The sequence below is a fragment of the Phormidium yuhuli AB48 genome (genome assembly GCF_023983615.1).
Classification (GTDB): domain Bacteria; phylum Cyanobacteriota; class Cyanobacteriia; order Cyanobacteriales; family Geitlerinemataceae; genus Sodalinema; species Sodalinema yuhuli.
In genome coordinates this window covers 2,342,266-2,363,727 of the sequence record NZ_CP098611.1, presented here as the reverse complement: position 1 = coordinate 2,363,727, position 21,462 = coordinate 2,342,266, and the positions used below count along the sequence as shown (strand labels likewise).

The 21,462-nt window shown below is 52.0% G+C and carries 19 protein-coding genes; 10 read left to right on the top strand and 9 right to left on the bottom strand.

The annotated features are described in order from the left end of the window. Positions 1 to 5: 5 nt before the first annotated feature. From rnc to NEA10_RS10150, 4 genes are all read right to left on the bottom strand, one after another. The gene (gene rnc, locus NEA10_RS10165; protein ID WP_252665223.1) at positions 6 to 716 is read right to left on the bottom strand and encodes a ribonuclease III; all 711 of its coding nucleotides are present in this window, start codon (positions 714 to 716) and stop codon (positions 6 to 8) included. 13 nt (positions 717 to 729) lie between these two features. Continuing rightward, on the bottom strand, positions 730 to 1,389 hold the full coding sequence (locus tag NEA10_RS10160; RefSeq protein ID WP_252665222.1) for a GAF domain-containing protein: 660 nt from the start codon (positions 1,387 to 1,389) through the stop codon (positions 730 to 732). A gap of 87 nt (positions 1,390 to 1,476) precedes the next feature. Next, positions 1,477 to 1,752 carry a 4a-hydroxytetrahydrobiopterin dehydratase gene (locus NEA10_RS10155; protein WP_252665221.1) on the bottom strand — a complete coding sequence of 92 codons (276 nt, stop codon included), beginning with the start codon at positions 1,750 to 1,752 and terminating at the stop codon, positions 1,477 to 1,479. A gap of 296 nt (positions 1,753 to 2,048) precedes the next feature. Then, entirely contained in the window at positions 2,049 to 2,405 is a 357-nt protein-coding gene (locus NEA10_RS10150) for an alpha/beta fold hydrolase (RefSeq protein WP_309494887.1), read from the bottom strand. Positions 2,406 to 2,556: 151 nt separating this feature from the next. Between NEA10_RS10150 and NEA10_RS10145 the strand changes: the two genes are divergently transcribed. The 4 genes from NEA10_RS10145 to NEA10_RS10130 all read left to right on the top strand — a co-directional run bounded on the left by NEA10_RS10145 (position 2,557) and on the right by NEA10_RS10130 (position 6,106). Further along, positions 2,557 to 2,976, top strand: coding sequence for a pre-16S rRNA-processing nuclease YqgF (locus tag NEA10_RS10145; protein ID WP_252665220.1), 420 nt, complete (start codon positions 2,557 to 2,559; stop codon positions 2,974 to 2,976). A 15-nt stretch (positions 2,977 to 2,991) separates the two neighbouring features. After that, positions 2,992 to 3,750 carry a tetratricopeptide repeat protein gene (locus NEA10_RS10140; RefSeq protein WP_252665219.1) on the top strand — a complete coding sequence of 253 codons (759 nt, stop codon included), beginning with the start codon at positions 2,992 to 2,994 and terminating at the stop codon, positions 3,748 to 3,750. A 76-nt stretch (positions 3,751 to 3,826) separates the two neighbouring features. After that, positions 3,827 to 4,696: a Tab2/Atab2 family RNA-binding protein gene (locus tag NEA10_RS10135; protein WP_252665218.1), complete on the top strand. Its 870-nt coding sequence runs from the start codon at positions 3,827 to 3,829 to the stop codon at positions 4,694 to 4,696. 129 nt (positions 4,697 to 4,825) lie between these two features. Further along, a complete protein-coding gene (locus NEA10_RS10130) occupies positions 4,826 to 6,106 on the top strand; it encodes a TldD/PmbA family protein (protein ID WP_252665217.1) in 1,281 nt (426 codons plus the stop codon). A 6-nt stretch (positions 6,107 to 6,112) separates the two neighbouring features. On the opposite strand, the gene NEA10_RS10125 is transcribed toward NEA10_RS10130, so the two are convergent. Further along, complete coding sequence (locus NEA10_RS10125) at positions 6,113 to 6,922, bottom strand: SPFH domain-containing protein (RefSeq protein ID WP_252665216.1); 810 nt, start codon at positions 6,920 to 6,922, stop codon at positions 6,113 to 6,115. Positions 6,923 to 7,063: 141 nt separating this feature from the next. Between NEA10_RS10125 and NEA10_RS10120 the strand changes: the two genes are divergently transcribed. Beyond that, the gene (locus NEA10_RS10120) at positions 7,064 to 7,426 is read left to right on the top strand and encodes a hypothetical protein (RefSeq protein ID WP_252665215.1); all 363 of its coding nucleotides are present in this window, start codon (positions 7,064 to 7,066) and stop codon (positions 7,424 to 7,426) included. On the opposite strand, the gene NEA10_RS10115 is transcribed toward NEA10_RS10120, so the two are convergent. Both NEA10_RS10115 and NEA10_RS10110 read right to left on the bottom strand, forming a co-directional pair. Next, positions 7,423 to 8,229 carry a tetratricopeptide repeat protein gene (locus NEA10_RS10115; RefSeq protein ID WP_252665214.1) on the bottom strand — a complete coding sequence of 269 codons (807 nt, stop codon included), beginning with the start codon at positions 8,227 to 8,229 and terminating at the stop codon, positions 7,423 to 7,425. The two genes, NEA10_RS10120 and NEA10_RS10115, sit on opposite strands and share 4 nt — an antisense overlap. A gap of 158 nt (positions 8,230 to 8,387) precedes the next feature. Further along, positions 8,388 to 10,877: a GAF domain-containing sensor histidine kinase gene (locus NEA10_RS10110; protein ID WP_252665213.1), complete on the bottom strand. Its 2,490-nt coding sequence runs from the start codon at positions 10,875 to 10,877 to the stop codon at positions 8,388 to 8,390. Between the two features lie 438 nt (positions 10,878 to 11,315). Between NEA10_RS10110 and NEA10_RS10105 the strand changes: the two genes are divergently transcribed. Continuing rightward, positions 11,316 to 12,119: a pantothenate kinase gene (locus NEA10_RS10105; protein ID WP_252665212.1), complete on the top strand. Its 804-nt coding sequence runs from the start codon at positions 11,316 to 11,318 to the stop codon at positions 12,117 to 12,119. Between the two features lie 78 nt (positions 12,120 to 12,197). Here NEA10_RS10105 and NEA10_RS10100 read toward each other — a convergent pair whose 3' ends face one another. After that, a complete protein-coding gene (locus NEA10_RS10100; RefSeq protein WP_252665211.1) occupies positions 12,198 to 14,429 on the bottom strand; it encodes a PP2C family protein-serine/threonine phosphatase in 2,232 nt (743 codons plus the stop codon). A gap of 498 nt (positions 14,430 to 14,927) precedes the next feature. Between NEA10_RS10100 and NEA10_RS20990 the strand changes: the two genes are divergently transcribed. Continuing rightward, positions 14,928 to 17,915 carry an Ig-like domain-containing protein gene (locus tag NEA10_RS20990; protein WP_309494885.1) on the top strand — a complete coding sequence of 996 codons (2,988 nt, stop codon included), beginning with the start codon at positions 14,928 to 14,930 and terminating at the stop codon, positions 17,913 to 17,915. A 486-nt stretch (positions 17,916 to 18,401) separates the two neighbouring features. On the opposite strand, the gene psbD is transcribed toward NEA10_RS20990, so the two are convergent. Continuing rightward, on the bottom strand, positions 18,402 to 19,457 hold the full coding sequence (gene psbD / locus NEA10_RS10085; RefSeq protein ID WP_159784867.1) for a photosystem II D2 protein (photosystem q(a) protein): 1,056 nt from the start codon (positions 19,455 to 19,457) through the stop codon (positions 18,402 to 18,404). 268 nt (positions 19,458 to 19,725) lie between these two features. Here psbD and NEA10_RS10080 point away from each other — a divergent pair, with 268 nt between their 5' ends. The 3 genes from NEA10_RS10080 to NEA10_RS10070 all read left to right on the top strand — a co-directional run bounded on the left by NEA10_RS10080 (position 19,726) and on the right by NEA10_RS10070 (position 21,374). After that, the gene (locus NEA10_RS10080; RefSeq protein ID WP_252665210.1) at positions 19,726 to 19,995 is read left to right on the top strand and encodes a UPF0367 protein family; all 270 of its coding nucleotides are present in this window, start codon (positions 19,726 to 19,728) and stop codon (positions 19,993 to 19,995) included. Positions 19,996 to 20,003: 8 nt separating this feature from the next. Continuing rightward, positions 20,004 to 20,672 carry an energy-coupling factor ABC transporter ATP-binding protein gene (locus NEA10_RS10075; protein WP_252665209.1) on the top strand — a complete coding sequence of 223 codons (669 nt, stop codon included), beginning with the start codon at positions 20,004 to 20,006 and terminating at the stop codon, positions 20,670 to 20,672. Positions 20,673 to 20,825: 153 nt separating this feature from the next. Continuing rightward, entirely contained in the window at positions 20,826 to 21,374 is a 549-nt protein-coding gene (locus NEA10_RS10070; RefSeq protein ID WP_252665208.1) for an NYN domain-containing protein, read from the top strand. Positions 21,375 to 21,462 lie beyond the last annotated feature (88 nt).

Here is a 21,462-nt window from a genome sequence, read left to right as displayed (position 1 = left end):
CTCTGTTAGGACGACATTAACCCCGCCTCCTGCAAGTGCCTGATCGCCTCTTGGGCTGCCTCTTGTTCCGCCGCTCGCTTGCGTGACCCTATGCCCGTTCCTAAGAGTTTCCCTTGGCCCCAGACTTGGACCACAAAGATGCGGTTATGGGGCTCTCCTCGCTCTTCTATTAGGCGATAGGTGGGAGGTTTGCCATGGTGTCGTTGCATCCATTCTTGTAAGCGACTCTTGGCATCGGTGATGCGATCGCCCAGGTGTTTGTCTAAGTCTTGCTGCGCTGCCATTTTGGCGATCGCCTGGCTCAGTAACGGTTCAACAAACTCTCGCACAGCCTCAATTCCCGCATCCAAAAAATAAGCCCCAATGACCGCCTCAAAGGCATCACTGAGAATTGAATCTTTATCGCTGCCGTGGCCTTGCTGTTCCCCCTGTCCGAGCTGAAGGCGCTCATTCAGCCGTAGCTCTCGTGCTAAGGTCGCTAGGTGAGGTTCGTCCACTAAGTTTGAGCGCAGCTTAGTGAGTTTCTCTTCGCTAAACTGAGGATACATTCGATAGAGAAATGAGCCACTAATAAAGTTAAGGACAGCATCCCCTAAAAATTCCAATCGCTCATTGTCTTCAATCGGGATCGGGGACTCATTGGCATAAGAGCGATGAACGAATGCCTGGTCTAATAAAGCCGAGTTTTTAAAGGTTAGACCCATCACAGATGCCATAATTTTCCCGGTGCTACCAATGATTCCTCTCAATGGAACTCCCCGCCTGACTCGCGAGGAATTGCACCATATGGCATTCCTGGGAACTATAGGCTTGGGTCGAGGTGACAACATTCTCGGGCCGTAAGATGATGTCAGGGCGAACTTTACGATTGAGCAGTTGCAACACACCAATGGTCTCCCCATGGCCATTGTCCATGGGAATCGCTAACATTGAGCGGGTGCGATAGCCAATATCTACATCAAAGTTGCGGTTGAAACGATAGGGCCGGTGGTTGGGGGGACGGTAGGCGTCGGCGAGATTCAGAGATTCCCCAGTCAACGCCACATAGCCCGCAATACTCTCTTTCGTCAGAGGCATCGCAAACTCCCGAAAGGAGACCGAGGGACGGGAATCATTTTGAGCGGCCTTAAATAGCAAAACAGGAAACTCTGGACAACTGCGATCGACGAGATAGACGCTACCCGCATCACTACAGGTCATTTCCCGGCCTTTGTGGAGAACCAGGTCAACGAGTTCTGAGAGGTCGCGACAGTCCGAGAGGGCCGCTTCAATACCAGACACCTGCTTTATAGACTGCAACTGCTCATCATCATCACTCAGAAAGTTAGGATCAGGGACTACCATCGCTACATGGGGAAACTGGCTACCGGGAAGAGTTGCCAAAATCATAACACCTGAGGTGATAGCTCAGGGCAATCTCCCCCGGTCTACCTCAACCGGAGCCGGTCTGAAGATCTGATGCCCCGAGACGATTGATTAGAGGGCCGAGATCGTTTTCGCCATCTCAAAGTCACTTTCTGTTAGTCCTCCAGCATCATGACTGGTGAGGATGACCGTGACTTTGTTGTAAGAAATACTCAAATCTGGATGATGGCCAGCCGCCTCAGCTGGTTCAACCAGTTGATTTACAAAATTGATGGCTTGCACAAAATCTTTGAACTTAAAGGTTCGTTTTAATTCTTTACCCTCAACAGTCCAATCTGAGAGTTGACTGGCCTGGCTTTGAATTTCACTGCTACTTAGTAGTGCCATAGTTGTATTAACGCTTGGATAGTTCGGTTGTTGGATCGGTCGGTCTTGGGCAAGCTCAACCGGCAGCCAATGCCGGGTTTAGACTCCCCCTCCTCCGAAATTAACGTATCTTCATACAAATTACGAGGCCGGAGCGCTAATTTAGCCGTTGCTGAGATTCTCAAATCTGAGCAACTGTTCGCCGAGTTGTGGGGGGCTGAACTAGAGCGATTCATGGGACTGTTGCTGGACAAAGGCGGCAGTTTCCCGGACAAAGGCTTCTGGGGTTTCGTAGGGCATGACGTTTCGCCCGGGAATCAGGCTTCCTTGGACAGGGCCCCCTGTGCCACAAGGATGACGGGTTGCTGAATCACCGTGTTGAGGAAATGGTGGAGTTGGTTCGACCAATCTTCGGGACGATAGGCAATCCGGGGCATTTCACTCTCGCCACAGCCGAGTAAATCGGGAAGATAGAGGGGATTAACCTGGTCTTGACGCTGCCACTCTTGACAGAAGCGGGACCAAAACTGCCGCGATAGGCCCACGCCAATGGGATGAATCAGCACGAGCGGGATTCCCTGAGATTGGGGAGGATGCTCAACGGTATAGGCACAACGGTAATTCTCCCAGTGGTAGGTTTGGCTGGGGGGAGTTCGGGGAAGGGTGGTGGACATGGTTACTGAGGGTTGTACATCACTGGATCTATGCTATACAATTCTTAACACTTAACCCGATGCTCTATAGGTAAGAACTTGTGGGCCGCTTGACGGTCATGGTTTTGGGTACGGCCCGTATCACTTTCCCAACTCACTGTGTAATGCTCTCATGACACCCGACTCGTTGAAGGACTTCCCCCTCTTAGGATTTGATCCCGGTCGCGATAAGTGTGGCGTGGCGGTGATGGAGCCGGGTGGCCGGGTGTTAGAGGCCCAGGTAGTGCCGAGCAACGGCGCCCTTGATACTCTCAAGGATTGGGCCAATCGCTTTCACGTAACGACGTTGATTATCGGCGATCGCACGACATCTCGGGACTGGCAAACTCGGATTCGTCAACAACTCCCCCAACTGGAGATCGTCACGGTCAATGAGCAAAATAGTACCTTAGAGGCGCGCGATCGCTATTGGCATTTGTATCCACCTCGGGGATTCTCACGCCTAATTCCGCAAGGATTGCGACTGCCACCTCGACCGATTGATGATATCGTGGCTATCTTACTGATAGAACGCTATCTCAGCTTGCCCTAATCAACGATGTTGTCCATGAGTTTTAGTCCCAAGGTTCCCATTGTTACCATGAGTCTCGGTGTACTGGTAATAGCCGTGGCATCCTCAGTACAACCTCGCAGTTTGACGGAAAACTCAAGTTTAGATTCCTCCTTGGATTCCCCGGATGAGGTGAGTTCTTCCTGGCGAGAGGAACAACTGCGTAAATCTGCCCTAAGTCAGCCCTACCTGAGTGCGATCGCCCAGGCGCAAATTAGTTTGGAGGCGGAAGACTATGAAACAGCGGTGCAGGACTTTAGCCGTGCTATTGAACTCTATGCTGAGACCGCGCGGGGCTATCATGGACGGGCGATCGCCCGCTTGCAACTTGGCGACTATGATGGGGCAATCGTTGATTTTAGCCGGGCCTTAGACTTTGAGCCTGAAGATGTGCGCACCTATACCAATCGTGGCAAAGCTTACGAAGCCATCGGCGATCGTGAGTCAGCCTTGCAAGACTATAACCGCGCCATTACCCTCAATCCCGACTATCCAGATGCTTACTTCAGTCGTGCTAGCCTTCACTTCCAGATTGGAAATTATGAGGCGGCCCTAGAAGACCTCAACCAAACCCTGCTCCTAGAACCCGAGTCGGCCAGAGCCTTTTATAATCGGGCGATGGTCCACGTGAAACTAGAGCGGCTGGAGCGAGCTATTGCTGACTTAGAAACCGCCGAAGCCCTATTCCGGAAGCAGGATGATTTCGCCTCGTCTGAATATACCCTCAATACCCTCAATACCCTCAAGGGTCTTTAGACCAGAGCTGGCGTTGCAATAGCCCCTATGATGGAAGTATACACACATTAAAAACTTGGCAATTTAAGAATTTGGCATGGGAACTGTCTGGGAACTTGACTTCTACTCCCGTCCCCTCGTGGACGACACTCAAAAGAAACGCTGGGAACTGCTGATTTGCGAAAGTCCCTTATCGGTGTCGCGATCGCCCGAAAGCTTGTTTCGCTATTCCCAATACTGCCCCAGTAGCACGGTGAACTCCACCTGGCTCAAAGAGGCTCTAGGCCAGGCCATAGCTGAAGCCTCCACGCCTCCAACTAAGGTGCGCTTTTTTCGGCGACAGATGAACAATATGATCGTCAAAGCCTGTAAGGATATGGGGCTAGATGCTCAAGTGAGTCGCCGCACCTTGGCTCTGTATCAATGGTTGGAAGAACGGATGACAACGGTTTATCCCCAAGATCCCGACTACCAGGAAGCGGCTGTACGGACCTCCTCAGTTCGCTACGAGGTTCAGGCCCCTCGTCCTCTTCCCGATGCCCTAGAGGGGAATAAATGGGCGATGGTGAGCTTAACAGCTGCTGATTTCGCTGATTTGCCGGAATGGACTATTGATTTTGGTGAGTCATTTCCTCTAGAGCTGTTAAATCTCCCTGAGGATACGGTGATTCCCGGCTTAGTCATCTACTCCCCTCGCGCTTTTCCCATTGCTGCCTGGATGTCTGGGTTGGAACTTGGCTTTATCAAGTTTGTCCCGAGCCCTCGGCCTCGTTTAATTTTAGAAACGGAAGATGACTCAAGTTGGGTGTTGGCGGATCTGACAACGGAACGCAGTGTCCATGATGGTAAAACCTTTGAAGATCAAAAATATAAGGCTGGGGGCGCTCATTTCCTAGCGGTTCAATCCTCCCCGGAGGTGGAAGCGTTTGCAGGCTTCTGGCTGCTCCCGGAACTTAATCTGGGCTGAGGCAGTTTTTTTTAGTCAGTCAATAAAAGACAAAATAAACTGTCATAATCTTGATAGATTTATAGATTTTGACACTTGCACTGTCTTATTTATTTTGTCTTTTTTTTGTTTTTGGTCCAAGCTCCCCAGATGATTGAACAACTCCTAGATTTAGCCCTACAACAAGGTGCAGACGCGGCGGAGGTCTTCCAATCGCGATCGCACAGTCGTCCAGTTTATTTTGAAGCCAACCGCCTTAAACAACTTGAGAGCGTGGAATCCGAGGGAACCAGTCTGCGAATCTGGCGTAATGGACAACCGGGCCTAGCGGTAGCCTACGGCGAAATTGCCCCGGAAGACTTAGTTCGTCGCGCCCTGAGCATCAGTCAGCTCAATCCCCAAGAACCCCTAGATTTGCAGTCTCCCTACCCCACCGCCAATCTGGATGTCGGTCACCCAGTCTCCGTAGAACAACTGTTGAGTTGGGGCCGCGAGAGTATTGAGCAAATCCGCGAACACTATCCAGAAACCCTCTGCACCGCTGCCTGGGAATGTGATCATGAGGAGATTCACCTGGCTAATACAGCAGGACTGAACTGTCACTATACCGATATTACCCTGAGTAGTGATTTGGCAGTGGAATGGGTGCGGGGAGATGATTTTCTGAGTGTCTCGGACGGGGAAAGCCAACGCGATCGCCTCAACCCCTGCCAGATTACTGAGCCTATTTTACAACGGTTGGCATGGGCAACGGAGAATGTACCTTGCCCTAGTGGTCGGCTCCCGGTGTTGTTTACGGCCAAAGCGGCTGACTTACTTTGGGGCACAATCCAAGCGGCTTTAAATGGCAAACAAGCCCTAGAACAGTCCTCACCCTGGAGTTCTCAACTCCATCAACAGGTTCTCTCCCCCCTGATTACCCTCTCGCAACAGCCGCAACGGGGCCCCTACAGTTGTCCCTTTGACGACGAAGGAACGCCAACTCGCCCCTTGACCTTCATTGAGAGGGGGAGGTTACAACTATTTTATTGCGATCGCCGAGTGGGGCGGCTGATGGGAAGTGGCAGTACGGGCAATGGGTTTCGTCCGGGATTGTCGAGTTATCCAACGCCGGGCCTGTTTAATCTAATCGTTGAGCCGGGGTCAGGGTCTTTGCAGGAGTTAATCGCTCAGTTAGATCAGGGCCTGATTGTGGATGAAATTCTGGGGGGTGGCGGTGGTTTATCGGGAGATTTTTCAGTGAATGTAGCCCTGGGGTATCGAGTGGAGAAGGGCCAGGTTCTAGGACGAGTGAAAGATACCATGGTCTCGGGCAATGTCTATACGGCGTTGCGGGAGGTGGTTTGCCTCGGGGGAGATGCCCGCTGGAATGGTTCCTGTTATACGCCCTCGATTTGGGTGGAGGGACTCTCCGTTACAGGACAGGGGTGATGACGGTTAGGTGTTCTGGGACCCGTTAGACTGGGAATTTGAGTGAGGAAGTTCTTCCCCTAAGATGGGAGCCAGTGCTTCAGAGAGCGCTTTGGGGTCCATAAAGACCACTTTCGAGTTTTCACTCTGACTGAGCTTAAAGCTAGAGTCGACATAGCGTTGGGTCATGAAGAAGTGGAGAATCTCGCGGGCATTTTCCCGAGACTCCAAGGCCCGGGCAATGTATCGCATATATTCAGCGGTTCCTTCTGCTTCCAGGATCGAGGCCCGTTTTTTGATTTCTGCGGCCCGCTCAATTTCCATGGATTCTAAGACCGTCGCCGAGGGGTTGATTTTCTGAATATCTACCCGTAAGACTTTGACACCCCATTCATAGGTTTCATCTTCAATTTGTTCTAGGAGAACTGTGTTAATTTCTGCCCGGGCCGTCACGGTACGGTCCAGCTCCCGTCGTCCAATTTCAGCGGCAATAATGGTACTGATGCGGTTTTGTAGGGCGGCGGCTACATCTTCGATTTTATAGTAGGCCATCTCTAAGTTGAAGATGCGCCAGTACACGATTGCCAAGACCTCTAAAGAGACATTATCCTTAGTGATGGCAAGCTGAGGCTCAATGCGACAAAACTGTTCGCGGGTGGTGTCTTCCCAGACGATACTCTCGATGACGGGGGCCACAAAGCTTAACCCCGGTTCTAGGGTACGATCATATTTCCCCAAGCGCTCGACTAGGGCGAGGTTTCCTTGATTGATAATCTTAATCCCGGCGGCGGCATAACCGATGGCCGAGAGCAGGATGGCGGCCAGAATAGAGTTCATAAGCAGGTCCTCGCTGACACAGCTCCAGGGTAAGGGTGGACTTAAGGTGACCGAGACGGCCGTGAGATATGATCAATTGAGAGTCTCTGAAACCCTCCCGGACTCGTGTTTGCACTTTTGAACTCCACTGGATAACAGCCCATGATGAATGATTACGACTCCCTCTACGTTGGTTTAGTTCGCAATCTTTCTAAACGAAAACGTCAGGCTCTTTCTGAAGAACTCGAAACCCTCATCGAAGCGATTGAAAACGAAGGCTATACCTTTGCGGATCTCATCGGTGCGGTTCGTGATATTTTACGTCGTCGCAAGTCAGGAGGCTACTGGACTGATTGTAGCACTGACCTCGATCGCGCTTTTGAGTCGGCCCAGCGGGCTCAGGAGAAGCGTGAGGAGCGAGATTTACGGGAGTTGCGTCAGGAACGGGAGGAAGAGCGCGATCGCAGTCAGGAGGACGAGGACAACGGGGATTGGCGCGAACGAGACAACCCCCTGGTTGGCTAAGGGGTGGGAGCATCGAGGGTGAGAAAGTTCTCCAAGGCCTCAGTCATCCGTGGGGGCCAGCGACGAACTCCGCGCACCCAATCGATATCACCATAGCGACTATCTAATCCGGCAACGGCCACCCAGTTACTTTCCGCTTCTCCCCGTTTTCCCATGTCCCATAAAACGGCGGTGAGGGCTGCTCGCATGTCGGCAAACTGAGGATAACGGCGCACGAGGTTTCGCATCTCCTGCAGGGCCTGCTGGGATTGTTCGGCTTGGTATAGGGCCAGGGCGTAGTTGGCTCGAGCTAGGGCGAAATCGGGGGCCCGTTCCATGGCTTGGCGGTAGTCGGCGATCGCCCCAGACCAGTCTCCCTGTCCAGCTTTGGCGTTGCCTCGGTTGTTGTAGGCGGCGACGTCGTCCCTTGACTGTTCTAAGACATGGTTATAGTCAGCGATGGCCTCAGACCACCGTCCAAGAGCCTCGTAGGCGGTGCCTCGGTTGAGATAGGTCTCCGGGAACTCAGGGGCTAGTTCGATGGCGTGATTGTAGTCCTCTAGGGCGGCTTCGAGCTTGTTTTGGCTCACCCGTACGTTGCCGCGATTACTCCAGAGGGCCGGGTTTTGGGGGATTTGTTCAATTAAGGCGTCCAGGAGGGCTTCGGCTTCGTCAAAGTTACCCTGTTGGGCGGCCTCGCGGGCGCGATCGCTGATCTGTTCAAGTTCCTCAATGACGGCATCACTCAAGGATGGGGATGGCTCAGCTTGGGCGTTGGGCGGTTGTCCTAGGAGTAGCCCTAAACTACAGAGTAGGGTCAGCAATACGCTTAGGATGGGGGCTATGGCCCATGAATGACCCGGTGACTGTGGTCGCTGCGGAATCTGAATCAAACCAATTAGTTCTCCCCAAGGTTGAGATCTCTGCGGGCCTAATATAGCAGTTGAGAGTTCTAAGTGGGCCCTTCAGGGTCGGGGGAAGCTCAGGTGCAGTCACGGCGATGGACAGGCAACTCAATACGAATTTCTGTGCCTGAGTCAAGGTCAGGATTAAGATACAGTTTACCCTGATGACCTTGGACGATGGTTTGGTAACAGGTGGACAGCCCAAGGCCCGTTCCTGAGCCTACGGGTTTGGTGGTAAAGAAGGGATCGAAGATGCGATCGCGAATCTCGGGGGCAATTCCGGGACCGTTATCGGTGATGGAGATTCGAACCCAATCCTCTGACAAGACTTCTGTTCGTAGGCACAGTTCTACAGAGCCTGGCTGACTTTCTAGGGCATCTAAGGCATTTTCGATTAAATTGAAAAACACCTGATTCACTTGTCCCGGATAACAGGCGACTTGTGGCATCTCTGGGCTATACTCTTTCTCAATACTGAGGTTGGCGTGAAAGCGCAACTGCAACATCGATAGGCTACTGTCTAAACAGTCATGGAGATTGACTGACTTAACTTCAGCTTCGTTTAAATGGGAAAAGGTTTGCAGCGATCGCACCACCGTATGAATTCGCTGACTCCCCTCACGCATTGATTTGAGCATATTCGGGAAGTCTTCCTGAATATAGTCGAAATCTAAGTCCTCTTTTAGGTTAATCGCGGCCTCACTATCTAAGCAGGCTAAACCTTCTAGCAAGGATGTTCCATATTCTTGGACATAGTGAAGGTTGGCAAAAATAAAGTTATTAGCATTGTTGATTTCATGGGCTACTCCTGCTGCCATTTTCCCCAGTCCGGAGAGTTTTTCCGTTTGAATTAACTGAAGTTGAGTGGATTGTAAACGGTCTAACGTCGCTTGAAGTTCCTGAGCCTGAGTTTTCGTTTGGTTGTATAACTCAGCCTGTTGAATGCCGATGGCAATTTGTTCCGACAATTGCCCTAGGAGTCCCATTTCATCATCCTGCCATTGACGGGGCGCTGCACAGGCTTGAGCGAGTAATAATCCCCATAAATAGATTTCTCCATCTGGAGAATCTGCTAATTTTGTGACGATAGGAACAATTAAATTAGCCTGAACTGAAATATTACTTAGGAATTGACGGTGACAGTCATCGAGGTCTGGGTCATTGGCAACATTATTGATAGCACGAACTCGCCCTTTTAGATAGAGTTGAGTATGTTCACCGCCAAAGCAATCGTCACAGGTTTTTTGATTAATAATTGACCATTGAGGCTGGGAGACATCCTCAACGACAACATCCCCATCCCATCCTCCCTCTTTACCATTAATAAACTGATACACCAGGACTCGGTCAGTCTCCAAGAGTCCCCGGATACCCGTCACAGCTGTTTGCAGAATTTCTGGTAAATCTAGGGTACTATGTACCCGCTCCGTCATAAGCCGTAAGAGAGATTCTCGTTCCGCTTGGGCTTGAGAACGGGCTAAGATTTCTGCTTGTTGAATAGCGATGGCGATCTGGTCGGCCAGTTGTGACATGAGATGACTTTCTCGAACTCGCCAATGGCGGGAACTACTGCATTGATGGACAATCAAAAGCCCCCAAAGTTCCGGGAGATCTCCCTCTTGATTTTGACCGATAAGAATGGGAATAATTAAATTGGCTTTAACATCTAATTTTTTGAGAAAGCTAGCGTGACATTCATCTAAATCTAAGTCCGTTTCGATATTATCGATAGCTCGGATGCGTCCCTCTTGATATAGGTGGGCATATTCTCCCGAAAAACAATCATCGGCGCCCATATTTCCCAGGACAGATGTCCAAGGCTCAGTGACGTCTTCAACGACCACTCGACCTTTCCAATTCTCCTGAAATTGATAAATGACAACGCGATCCGCTTGCAGAAGACGACGGGCTCCGTCAACGGCAGTTTGCAAAATGGTCTCAACATCTAGGGTATTACGAATTTTATTCGTTACTAACCGCAAAAAGGCTTCCTGGGCAGCGGCATCTTGACTAGTTTTGTAGAGCCGGGCCCGATCAATGGCAATTCCAAGCTGACGCGCAACTCCCTGTAAGAGTTGTTCTTCCCAGTCTTGCCACTGGCGAGGCTGATCGCATTGATGTAAGCCAATAATACCGTTTACGTTCCCCTGATAGCGGGTGGCCATGGCCAACATGGATTTAATTTTTAAAGACTCTAAGGCCTCTCGGGTTTGGGCCCCTAATCCGGGAAATTCCAGCATATCCCGCTCACTGACCGGGGTATTTTGAGACATTAATACCTGAAGATGGCTGTTGTCTTGTGCGTCAATTCTTAGGCCCATTTGGCTGGGATACTCCCCATCCATATATTCACCTTGGGTTATTAAGCTGTCAGGATCGCCATCATCTTGTACGAGAACACTGGCCCGACTACAGTTGAGAGTTTGACAGAGAAGGCGACAGGCGGTGTTGAGACTATCTTCGAGTTCAAGGGTACTACTGAGTTCTGTATTGATTTGGTTAATCAGGTTGGCAACTTGAACCTGACGTTGTAAATCCAGGGTGTTATCCTCTCGGTTGTCTGGCACTATCCTGGATGTTGGCTCCACGTTTCTCTCACAGCCACGGCCAGAGGAGGATCGAGTGGCAGGATCAAACCCTTGGTCGTAGCGTGGGTTGGTGGAAGGATGAGAAAAAGACATAGGAGGTTCAGGGATACTAAAAAATCAAGAATTACGTTGGGGTAAATGCCTCATTAGCCAAATGAGAGCGCTTTGTGGTCTTACCGCCTGCATCCTGATACTGCGATAGCGGTTGATGAGAAGAGCACTGGGAAGGGCTGATTCTTTTTCATTGTCCTTAAAAATTTGTTAACTTGCAACTAAAAATATAGGTTACCCCCTGGCCTCATCGGTGATACGTTACGTTTTGCTCGGGGAACCTTGGACCATGCTATGGCTAGATGAAGTGAGACCCCATTTTAAGAATGATACGTCTATAATGTGTCTCAAAATTAGGAGAGAAGAATGAGTCTGCCTCAGGAATGTGAGATGCAACAGCCATGGTTGGCGATCGCCCTGGGGAATTCCCGTCTGCATTGGGCCCGGTTTGAGTCGGGGGCGATCGCGGCGAGGGGCCATAGTCCTCATTTTAAGGGGTCTGAGACAAGGGAATCTTTGGAACAACGGCCATGGTGGCCAGAGGTGAGGTCAGGATTGCCTCTGGTGGTGGCGAGTGTGGTTCCTCAACAGCTTCGACGGCTGGCTCGATATCTGCCGGAGACAAGCCCCATGTACCGGCTGACAACGGACTCTCTCCCCCTACAAGGACTTTATCCTGGGTTGGGTTTGGATCGGGGTTTGGCCGGGTTGGGGGCGGGGGAGCGTTGGGGGTTTCCGGTGCTGGTCATTGATGGGGGAACGGCCCTGACACTGACGGGGTTTGATGAGGAAAGAGTGTTGGTTGGAGGCGCGATCGCCCCGGGAGTCGCACTCCAGTGCCGCGCCTTATGTAAGGGAACGGCGTTACCGCAGCAGCCCAATCTCTTAATTGATGGGGCTCTTCCACCTCGTTGGGCCTCAGATACGGGGCAGGCAATTCGCAGTGGCATTCTCTATACCCTATTGGCGGGAGTTCAAGGATTTATTCAACAGTGGCGACGGCGGTTTCCGGATAGTGCTGTGGTTTTTACTGGGGGAGACGGGGCAATGTTAGCATCGGGCCTTAGCCAAATTGCCCCTGAGTTGGGAGCAGATTGGTGTGTGGACCCTGATGCGATGTTTTGGGGAATGGCGCTGATATGGATGCAAAAAAAGACCGTCCAAACCTAACGATGATAGGATGAGGCGTTTCTTGGGAGGTTTTGCTTGGCATACAGACGCTCCCAAGTTTTAGACTCATGTACACCATCAGTTATCGTCGGCATTGCAGCTTGGGGGGATCTCATCAACGAGGGAAAACTCTGCGTCTTTAATCATCTCTAGGGTCACCCAACCTCCGACGGGGTAGGGCAAAACGGTACAGGGGGTTAATTGAAACCATTCAGGGGAGTCTGCGTCAGGACGTTGCATTGTTTCAACGAGGAAAAACTGGTTTTCATTGGGAAAGGTTCGCGGGGGAGCGGATGTCCCGGGAATGCTATACAACTCGATGGGACGGTTGAAACGCAGGATATCGCCAACGCCAATTGGTGTTGGGTCTTCGAGTTGAGCTGCAATGCCATCATCCTCGGAGGGGGCAGGGGGGGCTGTGTTAGGGTCTGCGACCTCGGGGCTGGAGGGCTGGTACTGGGTGAGGGCATAGGCGACCCCTCCCACAATGCCGGCAAAGAGGGCAATCAGGAGGGTCACCTGTAGCCAGCTTCGGGGGGAGCGTTTGGGGCTAGGAAGGATTTCGGTTGGGCTGAGATGGCTGGCGGTGGAGGCTTGGGTGTCAGCATTGTCCTCGTTGTTGAGGAAGCCAATGGTTTCATCTCGGTCTGGAGGAACGGCGCGGGGAAGTTTGTCGAGGCAGGCGAGGAGATCTTGGGTTGAAGGGAGGTTAGTGGGCTTTTTGTCAACGCTCAGATGGAGTAAGGAAATGGTGACATTGTCGTGGCCGTTTTGATGGTTGGCAATTTCGATGAGTTTGCTGACGGCTTGCTGGAGATTACCTCTGCTGTCTAGGAGGGGCTGAATCTCCCGTTGCCAAATGCGGTCAACGCGATCATAGTCGCTGAGTCCGTCGGAACACAGTAGACAGATGCAATCGTCGTCAATGACAAAGTGGCTCGTGGTGGGATGTAGGTTGTTCGAGGACCCCATGCCTAGGGCTTGGATTAGGGAACCGGCGGCGGGTCGTTGTAGGGCTTCTTGATAGAACGCATAGCCTAGACGCACTTCACGACTGGCCACGTCGTCATCAATGGTGATGGGATAGCAGTTGTGACGGGTGATGAGATAAGCTCGACTGTCCCCGATATGGGTGATGTAGAGGTCTTGGTGTTGAGCCAGGGCCATGACGAGGGTGGTTCCCATGCGTTGGCGACCATGGCGTTGTTCTTGGTTGTTGCGATCGCTGATGGCGTCGTTGGCTTTGAGGATGGCATCTTGAATCCCTTGCAGGAGGCGATCGCGATCAGGGCGATGACGGCGATTGCGGAAGGGACGTAGTTGTTGCTCGACGATGTGAATGGCTAGGTTGGAGGCGATGTCTCCTCCTTCATGACCGCCTACCCCATCACAAACTAGGGTTAGGGGGTATTGTTCGGAGTTTCCCCGCTGACCGTTGACGGGATAGCAGGCATCTTCGTTGCGGGAACGACTGGGGCCGCGATCGGTGTGAGCGGCAACTCGGGCTTGATAACGGCGGTGGGCGCTTACTTGTTCGATCGCCCGTTCAAGGGCGGCAATCAGTTGGGCTTCCCGCTTGATGTTACCTCCCATGAGGCGATCGCACAGCTCGTTGAGATAATCTTTGACCGGGGGAGCCGTCCGTTCAATGAAGCCACTCCAAAAGCGACCAAGGTTATCGAGGCTTTGAGGATGACGATCGGCGGCGAGATGAGACAGGCGAACCATTCCCCCTTCAACCCGTAGCCGGTTGGGGTCAAGGAGACTAGAGGCCACTCCTTCTTGACAGCAGGGTTGCCATAGACGGGCGATTTGCCAGAGCCAGTTGAGTTGACGTAGAGGGGAGGCGTTGGCCCATTTTTCTTTGAGGCTTGGTTGCAGGAGCCAGACTCCTGAGGGATCACGACGAATGGGGGCTTCGTCTAGGAGCCAGATGGAGCGACCCTTGAGCTGTGAGGGGGCCCCGGCTCGCCCATAGAGCTGAGGCACGTGCCAGCGGTAAGGAAAGAGGCGTAGATAGGGTTCGAGTGAAGGGGGGACGATTTCTGGTAGGTCCGGGAAGTTCCCTGGGCGGGTATCGAGGACGATGCGATCGCCTTTATGCCAGTAGCGATCGCACCAAACGTCACCCAGTTCCAGGTCATCCCAGTCTTCATTGACTTGGGTATTGTCAGGATCGCGCAAGACCATTGCCCAGAGGTAACGCTTGGGCAGCGAGGTCCGACAAACTTGGCAAGACTCATGGCTTTCATCATTGACAGCCTGACAGGTGGGATTGGGACAGTACAACTTTGCCAAGTTTTCTTCCATGAGGCTTGTGCAGGGCAAATAGTTCGGCTGCGGACTCCATGACCGCTTCACTATTGTAGCTCTCTCTTGCTAGTGGGATAGATTTCCAAAAGGAGATTTTTAGGGTGTGTTCTATCCTATCTGCCTTTAGGGGCTTCGGGGGTCTTACCCATCAACCCCAATTCTCGGTCTGAGAAGGATTAAAGACTGACGGGTCTTGCTGTCACACCCTATTGATCCCCCCCGGAGGCTTGTTACAATTTTTAACATACAAGTGGGAACCGCGACAAGTTGTAACCCGTCTCAAGGTTTTACTGGGCAAGGGGTTGAGGTAATTTTACTTCGTCTTGTCTGGCGCGTCGGCGTTGGCAGAGATCCAATCTGAGGGATTGGGCAAGCGCTCGGGGAAGGCACAGGCTAGGATAGGATGGATTGCCCAATGCTCAGGCTGATGCGATCGCCATGTCTGATACTCTCAATCTCCCTCACTGACTCACTCCTCGCGAGTTAAGAACTGTTATGCGCTATTCGTCGTTTGCTTTTTCTCCCTCCCGCCTCGTTGTTCTCGATGCTGGGGTCGACTCGCTTCAATCTCTGGCGGCTGGGGTTCTGGCTGGGGTGGAGGTTCTCGTCCTGCGGGGCGATCGCGATGGGGTGGTGCAAATCACTGAGGCGATCGCGGCTCGGCCCGGACTCGAAGAGTTGCATATTATCGCTCATGGTTGTCCAGGGTCCCTGAGATTGGGAAACCGTGAGCTGAATTTGCAGCGGCTGAGGGATACGTCTTCAGGTATACCGGATTGGGGTGAGGGAAAAGGAGACTGGGCGATCGCCCTCTACGGCTGTCAGGTGGCGGCTGGGGATGCGGGGGCGGAGTTTATTGAGAAATTACATGATCTGACGGGGGCGACGATTTCTGCGTCGACTCGGGTTGTGGGTCAGGCGGAGTTGGGTGGAACTTGGGAGTTGGATGTCCAGCAGGGTCTGGGTCCGGTTCCTGGGGTTGTGTTGGATGAGTCGGTCCGGCGATCGTATCAGGGAGTGTTTCCTTTTGACTTGGGACCGACCCAGGCAAATGAAGTATTTCAAATTACCCCTGATGTTCTCCGAGGCTTTGGTCCTTATGGGGAATTATTCCCTGAAGAAGTAACCAGTGGACAAGGTGTTTCCCTCATTATTTCTAATACCAATAATGCCCGCTACGATCCCAGGAATTTCAATTTTTTTAGAGCGTTACCTGAATTTGAGGCAGGAAACACAGATACATTTTTTATTGATGAATTTACCTTTCGGGGAATAGCAGGAGGGACGATTGAAAACCGGCTTGTTCGGATCAAAGTTCGCGGCGTTAATGAACCCCCAGTAGCCTCCAATTTCTCGATTGGTATTGGTGAGCCACCCCTTTTAAAAACGCAAACTTTCGTTGTCAATAGCCCAGCAAATAGTCAGTCATTGCGGCAAAACGCCACTGATATTGACAACGATGATGATACCTTAACGTTTAGCGGACCTAACACCAGTGCTCGGGGAGCGGTAGTTACCATCAACGCAGATGGAACCTATACCTATGACCCGAGGAATGTTGCTGAAATTCAACAGGTCCCCGATGGTCAGACCATTACCGACACATTTCAATACACCGTTAAAGACCCCGGTGAATTAACAGACAGTGGAACTGTCACCGTTCAGATTCGTGGCTTAAACACACCGATTATTGCCAATGACGACGAAGCCACCGTACGACGGGGGCAATCCGTTACGATTCCGGTGTTGGCGAATGATACTAATATCGAAGGTGGGCCCGCTACTATTCTCAGTTTTGACACAAGCACCGATAATGGAGGGAGTATCAGCCGCAGTGGTGACTCATTGATTTACCGTGCTCCCAACGATTTTATTGGGATAGATACCTTTGAATATATCGCCGTTAACGAAGGGGGGAGCGATCGCGCAACAGTCACCATTACCGTCAACACGCCTCCCAATGCCTCGAATGTCACCGCCTTTAGTGAATCAGCCGCACAACCGATTCGCATTCCCGTTTTAGACAACGACAGCGACCCCGATGAACCCTTTGGGGATAGCATCAGGGTCAAGAGTGTTGATGAGTTTCCCCGCCGGGGAGGTCGCCTCAGTATCCTTAGTACCGGAGAAATTCTCTACACCGCTCCCAGTGGCTATAACGGACCGAACCGTTTTCAATACACCATCGAAGACAGTCTCGGGGCCACCGATACCGCTACCGTTGTGATTAACCCCCCGAGAGCGCAGGATGACGCCTTCCGCACCCGTCCAGATCAGGTGTTGCGGATGCCGGTACTCGACAATGATGAAGTCTTTAGCAATGTGTCCATTGTGGCCTTTGACACCGAAGGTATCAATGAAGGCTCCATTACTCGCGATGGGGACCGACTCGTCTATGTGGCTAAACCCGGATTTGAGGGCTTCGACTATTTCGAGTACACCATTGAAGATATTGATGGTAATCGCTCCACCGCTCAGGTTGAAGTTCTCGTTTCTCCAAGTGTGCGGACTCCTGAAGAAGAGGAAGCACGCCGTCGTGAACCCGATAACCCCTTTGGGAATCTCGGCAGTACCATTCAAATTCCCCCCATTCCCGATCGCGGCCCCAATCCTAGCGTGGATCGCCTAGAGGTTCCCGCCGATAGTGAGGACTTTGTTCTGATTGGTGATGCCAATGCCAATACCCTGATCGCCCGCGATGGTGCAAATAACGTTATTGCCGGATTAGAAGGCAATGACAATATTTTTGGAGGGACGGGGGATGATACTCTCTTTGGCAACCAGGGCAATGACTTCATTCGTGCTCGTGCCGGCAACAATCTCATCTTTGGCGGTGCGGGGGATGATTATATTGAGGCGGGTCCTGGTAATGACACGATTTATGGCAATCGCGGCAACGATATCATCAAGGGGAGTTCCGCTGATGACTTAATCTTTGGTGATTCAGGAATTAACCGTATTGATGGGGGGTCTGGAAATGACACCATCATTGGGGGAGTGGATGCTGACATCATCACCGGAAATGCGGGCAACGATATCATTGCTGGTGGTGGCGGTGATGATCGTATCCAAGGCGGTGATGGCAATGATTTAATCTTTGGCAATGAGGGGAATGATTTGCTTGATGGCGGTCGTGGCAATGACACTATCTACGGTGGACAGGGCAATGACACCATCTACGGAAGTGCAGGGAATAACCGCCTCAAGGGAGATTTGGGCAATGATGTCCTTGTTAGTGGTAGTGGTGCTGACTCGTTTGTGTTGGAAGTTCCCGATGATGGTTCGGTGGATCTGATTCTTAACTTCAGTCCAGATCGGGGTGACAAAATTGTGGTGTTAGGTGGCTTTAATGCGTCTGATATTATTGTTCAACCCAGTGGTGACAATAGCCTAATTCGCCTTGCCAATACGGACATTACCTTGGCGGTCTTACAAAGTTTTCCTTTTGATGCGATCGGCCCTGATGATTTTGTCTTTGAGTGAGGCGGAATGAGGGGCTTCCATGGCCCAAAAAACTATCCGCTCTTACCTGTGAGTACGGCGTACGCACTAAACGGTAAGAGCGGTCTAGCGGATCTTCAAATTGGAACCTGACTGCCGGAAGGAACTCTAAGTTCGTTTGTCTTCCAAAGCACAATAGAGCACTCAAGGTGCAAGCGATTGCTTAGAGAACAGCCCCGGCACACAGCCGGCAAAGTCCAATCTGGAGACCCTTGCAACTACTACTATCTTGCATGGACATCACCTCCAAATCGCGAAACAACTTAAGAACACAGGGTCCTTACTGCTGTTAGGATAACACAGGTTTTCCAAGATGGGGGAGAATTAAGAATTTGGATGGAATCTAGGGAGATTTGACTGGACGACCGGCTTAAGATTGTGGCTCAAAAAAACCCCTGCAAGCATCCTTGCAGGGGTCAGGGGTCAAGGGGATTGACCCTGGGTTAGCCAAATTGACATGGCTTAAACTTAGAGCGCGTTACCGCGAGGTAGAACTTCCTCGGGGAACTCAAAGTTTTGGTGCGGTTGGTCGGTCGGTGCCATCCAAGCGCGAATCCCCTCGTTGAGAAGGATGTTTTTGGTGTAGAAGGTTTCAAATTCGGGGTCTTCAGCCGCGCGAATTTCTTGGCTGGTGAAGTCATAGGCCCGCAGGTTTAAGCCGAGTCCCACCACACCGATGGCACTCATCCACAGTCCCGTGACGGGAACAAAGAGCATGAAGAAGTGCAACCAGCGTTTGTTGGAGAAGGCAATCCCGAAAATCTGAGACCAGAAGCGGTTAGCGGTCACCATAGAATAGGTTTCTTCCGCTTGGGTGGGTTCAAAGGCGCGGAAGGTGTTAGCTCCTTCACCATCTTGGAAGAGGGTGTTTTCCACGGTGGCACCGTGAATGGCACAGAGCAGCGCCCCGCCGAGAATCCCGGCAACCCCCATCATATGGAAGGGGTTGAGGGTCCAGTTGTGGAACCCTTGGAAAAAGAGGATGAAACGGAAGATTGCCGCGACACCGAAGCTCGGAGCAAAGAACCAGCTCGATTGTCCTAGGGGATAGAGCAGGAACACGCTCACGAACACGGCAATGGGACCGCTGAAGGCGATCGCATTGTAGGGACGCAATCCCACCAAACGGGCAATTTCAAACTGACGCAGCATAAAGCCAATCAGTCCGAAGGCACCGTGCAGGGCGGTAAAGGTCCAGAGTCCACCGAGTTGGCACCAGCGGGCAAAGTTCCACTGGGCTTCGGGTCCCCACAGGAACAGCAGGGAGTGACCCAAGCTGTCAGGGGGGGTGGACACGGCAACGGTCAGGAAGTTACAACCTTCCAGGTAGGACGATGCTAGACCGTGGGTATACCAGGATGTGACAAAGGTGGTTCCGGTGAGCCAACCGCCGACGGCGAGGTAGGCACAGGGGAACAGAAGGATTCCGGACCAGCCGACAAACACGAATCGATCGCGCTTGAGCCAGTCGTCGAGTACGTCGAACCAGCTTCGTTCTGGCGCGCGACTTACAGCGATGGTCATAGAGTTTAACTCCGAATGAGTGCGTCAAATCGTTGGCTAACTTTCCAGGAAGGCATCGTTGAGAAGAATGAGAACAAGGTGTTCCCGGAAAGTTTACGATTCTTTACCATACTACTCATTTTTCTTAAAAAGATCCACTCTGGCTGCAAATGATTTCCCGGGCGACCAAGATTCTGCCCCCGATCGCGGCCCAATCCCCCGACATCCGATACAGTAGTTAACAGTCACAGTTTTCACGTTCATTGCGACGGTAGGCTTCATTACTGATATGTTTACGATTGACCTGATCCTGAAATACACCCCTATGCCCCTGTCTGTGCAACGGAAGGATGAAGAGGGGGCCCAGTCTCTTTACCGAGATATCTGTGAGGCGATGAACTCTGGCAACCCCAAGGTTCTGGAACTCACCTGTGAGGGCAAAGTCGAGAAACGTCTGAGCATTGCCACGAGTGAATTAGTGGCGGTGCAGATGTCTCAGAAAGGTCCGGCTGGGGGCGATCGCCAACCGGGATTTTTTGTGGCTAGCACGGAATCTTAATGGCATCGATGTCCCAACATCCCGCCATTACGGTGCGGGATGTCTCATTTGAATGGAACTCGGGCAGCGTTGTCCTCAATCACTGTAGTCTGGAGGTTCCGGCGGGGGAGTTTTGGATGCTCCTGGGAACCAATGGGAGCGGGAAGTCAACGCTGTTACGGATTCTGGCGGATTTATTGCCTCGTAAGAGTGGGGCGGTGGCGGTGAACGGCCAGGTGGGGTTTGTTTTCCAAAATCCGGATCATCAGTTGGTGATGCCGACGGTGGGGGCCGATGTGGCCTTTGGTTTGGTGGAGGAACGGCTTACCGTTCCCCAGGTGCGGCAACGGGTGACGGAAGCCCTGAGTTTGGTGAATTTACAAGCATTGCAACAACGGCCGATTTATGCTCTGAGTGGGGGGCAGAAACAGCGGGTGGCCATTGCCGGGGCGATCGCCCGTCATTGTGATATCTTATTGCTCGATGAACCCACAGCTCTCCTCGACCCGGAGAGTCAGACAGATTTGGTGCAGCAGGTGAGTGAGTTAGTCCGCCAGCGACAGATGACAGCCTTGTGGGTGACCCATCGTTTAGAGGAATTAGATTATTGTGATGGAGCCTTTCTCCTAGAAGGGGGGCGAGTGGTGGACTCAGGGGAGCCGGAACGCCTTAAACGCCGCTTAATGTCCCAGGGCTGAAATGCTTCTGTAACCTGGATTACATCCTCTTGTTAGGGCCGCAGGTCCGCCGGGGAGGGTGGCACAAAACTCAACTATGGGCAATGATGTTAAGCAAAGATGTAGTTACAGTTGTTCATCTTTGACCCCATACGTTTTTCTGAGTTTGTTAAAATGCCACGTTCTTCAACCCCCGTAACCCTCCTGGTGGATGGGTATAATATCATTGGTATCTGGTCGAGACTGCGCGAAGTCCGCGATCATCATGGTTTAGAATCGGCCCGCAGAGACCTAATTGAGTCTTTAGTGAACTACAGTGCCTATCATGGCTATGAGGCACAGGTGGTCTTTGATTCTCAATATCGTAATTCCCGAGGGATGCGAGAGGTTGTTTCTCGTAACCTAGCGGTGCATTATACGGATTTTAATCAGACTGCCGATACTTATATTGAAAAACTCTGTGCGGTTCGAGCCAGACAACGAGCGCCTTTTGGCTCCCGCACCATTGTCGCCACGAGCGATCGCGCCCAACAGTTAACGGTCGTCGGCTATGGTGCCGAGTGGATGTCGGCGGATCAACTCCATTTAGATGTTAAAGCCACTGAGCAACGGATGCGCCGTCGTCAACGCAGCAAACCCAAACGGGCCAGTCGTCCTTTTCTGGGAAGTCGCCTCGATCCCATTGCCCAGCAACGACTCGCTCAGTTACGCCGGGGCTATTAAACCCCCTCTGGCTGGCGGTTTTAGCCCCCGCCTGGGAAATTTCAAAAAAAATTCTCAAACCCCTTGCCAAAAGCAAATCCCTGAGCTA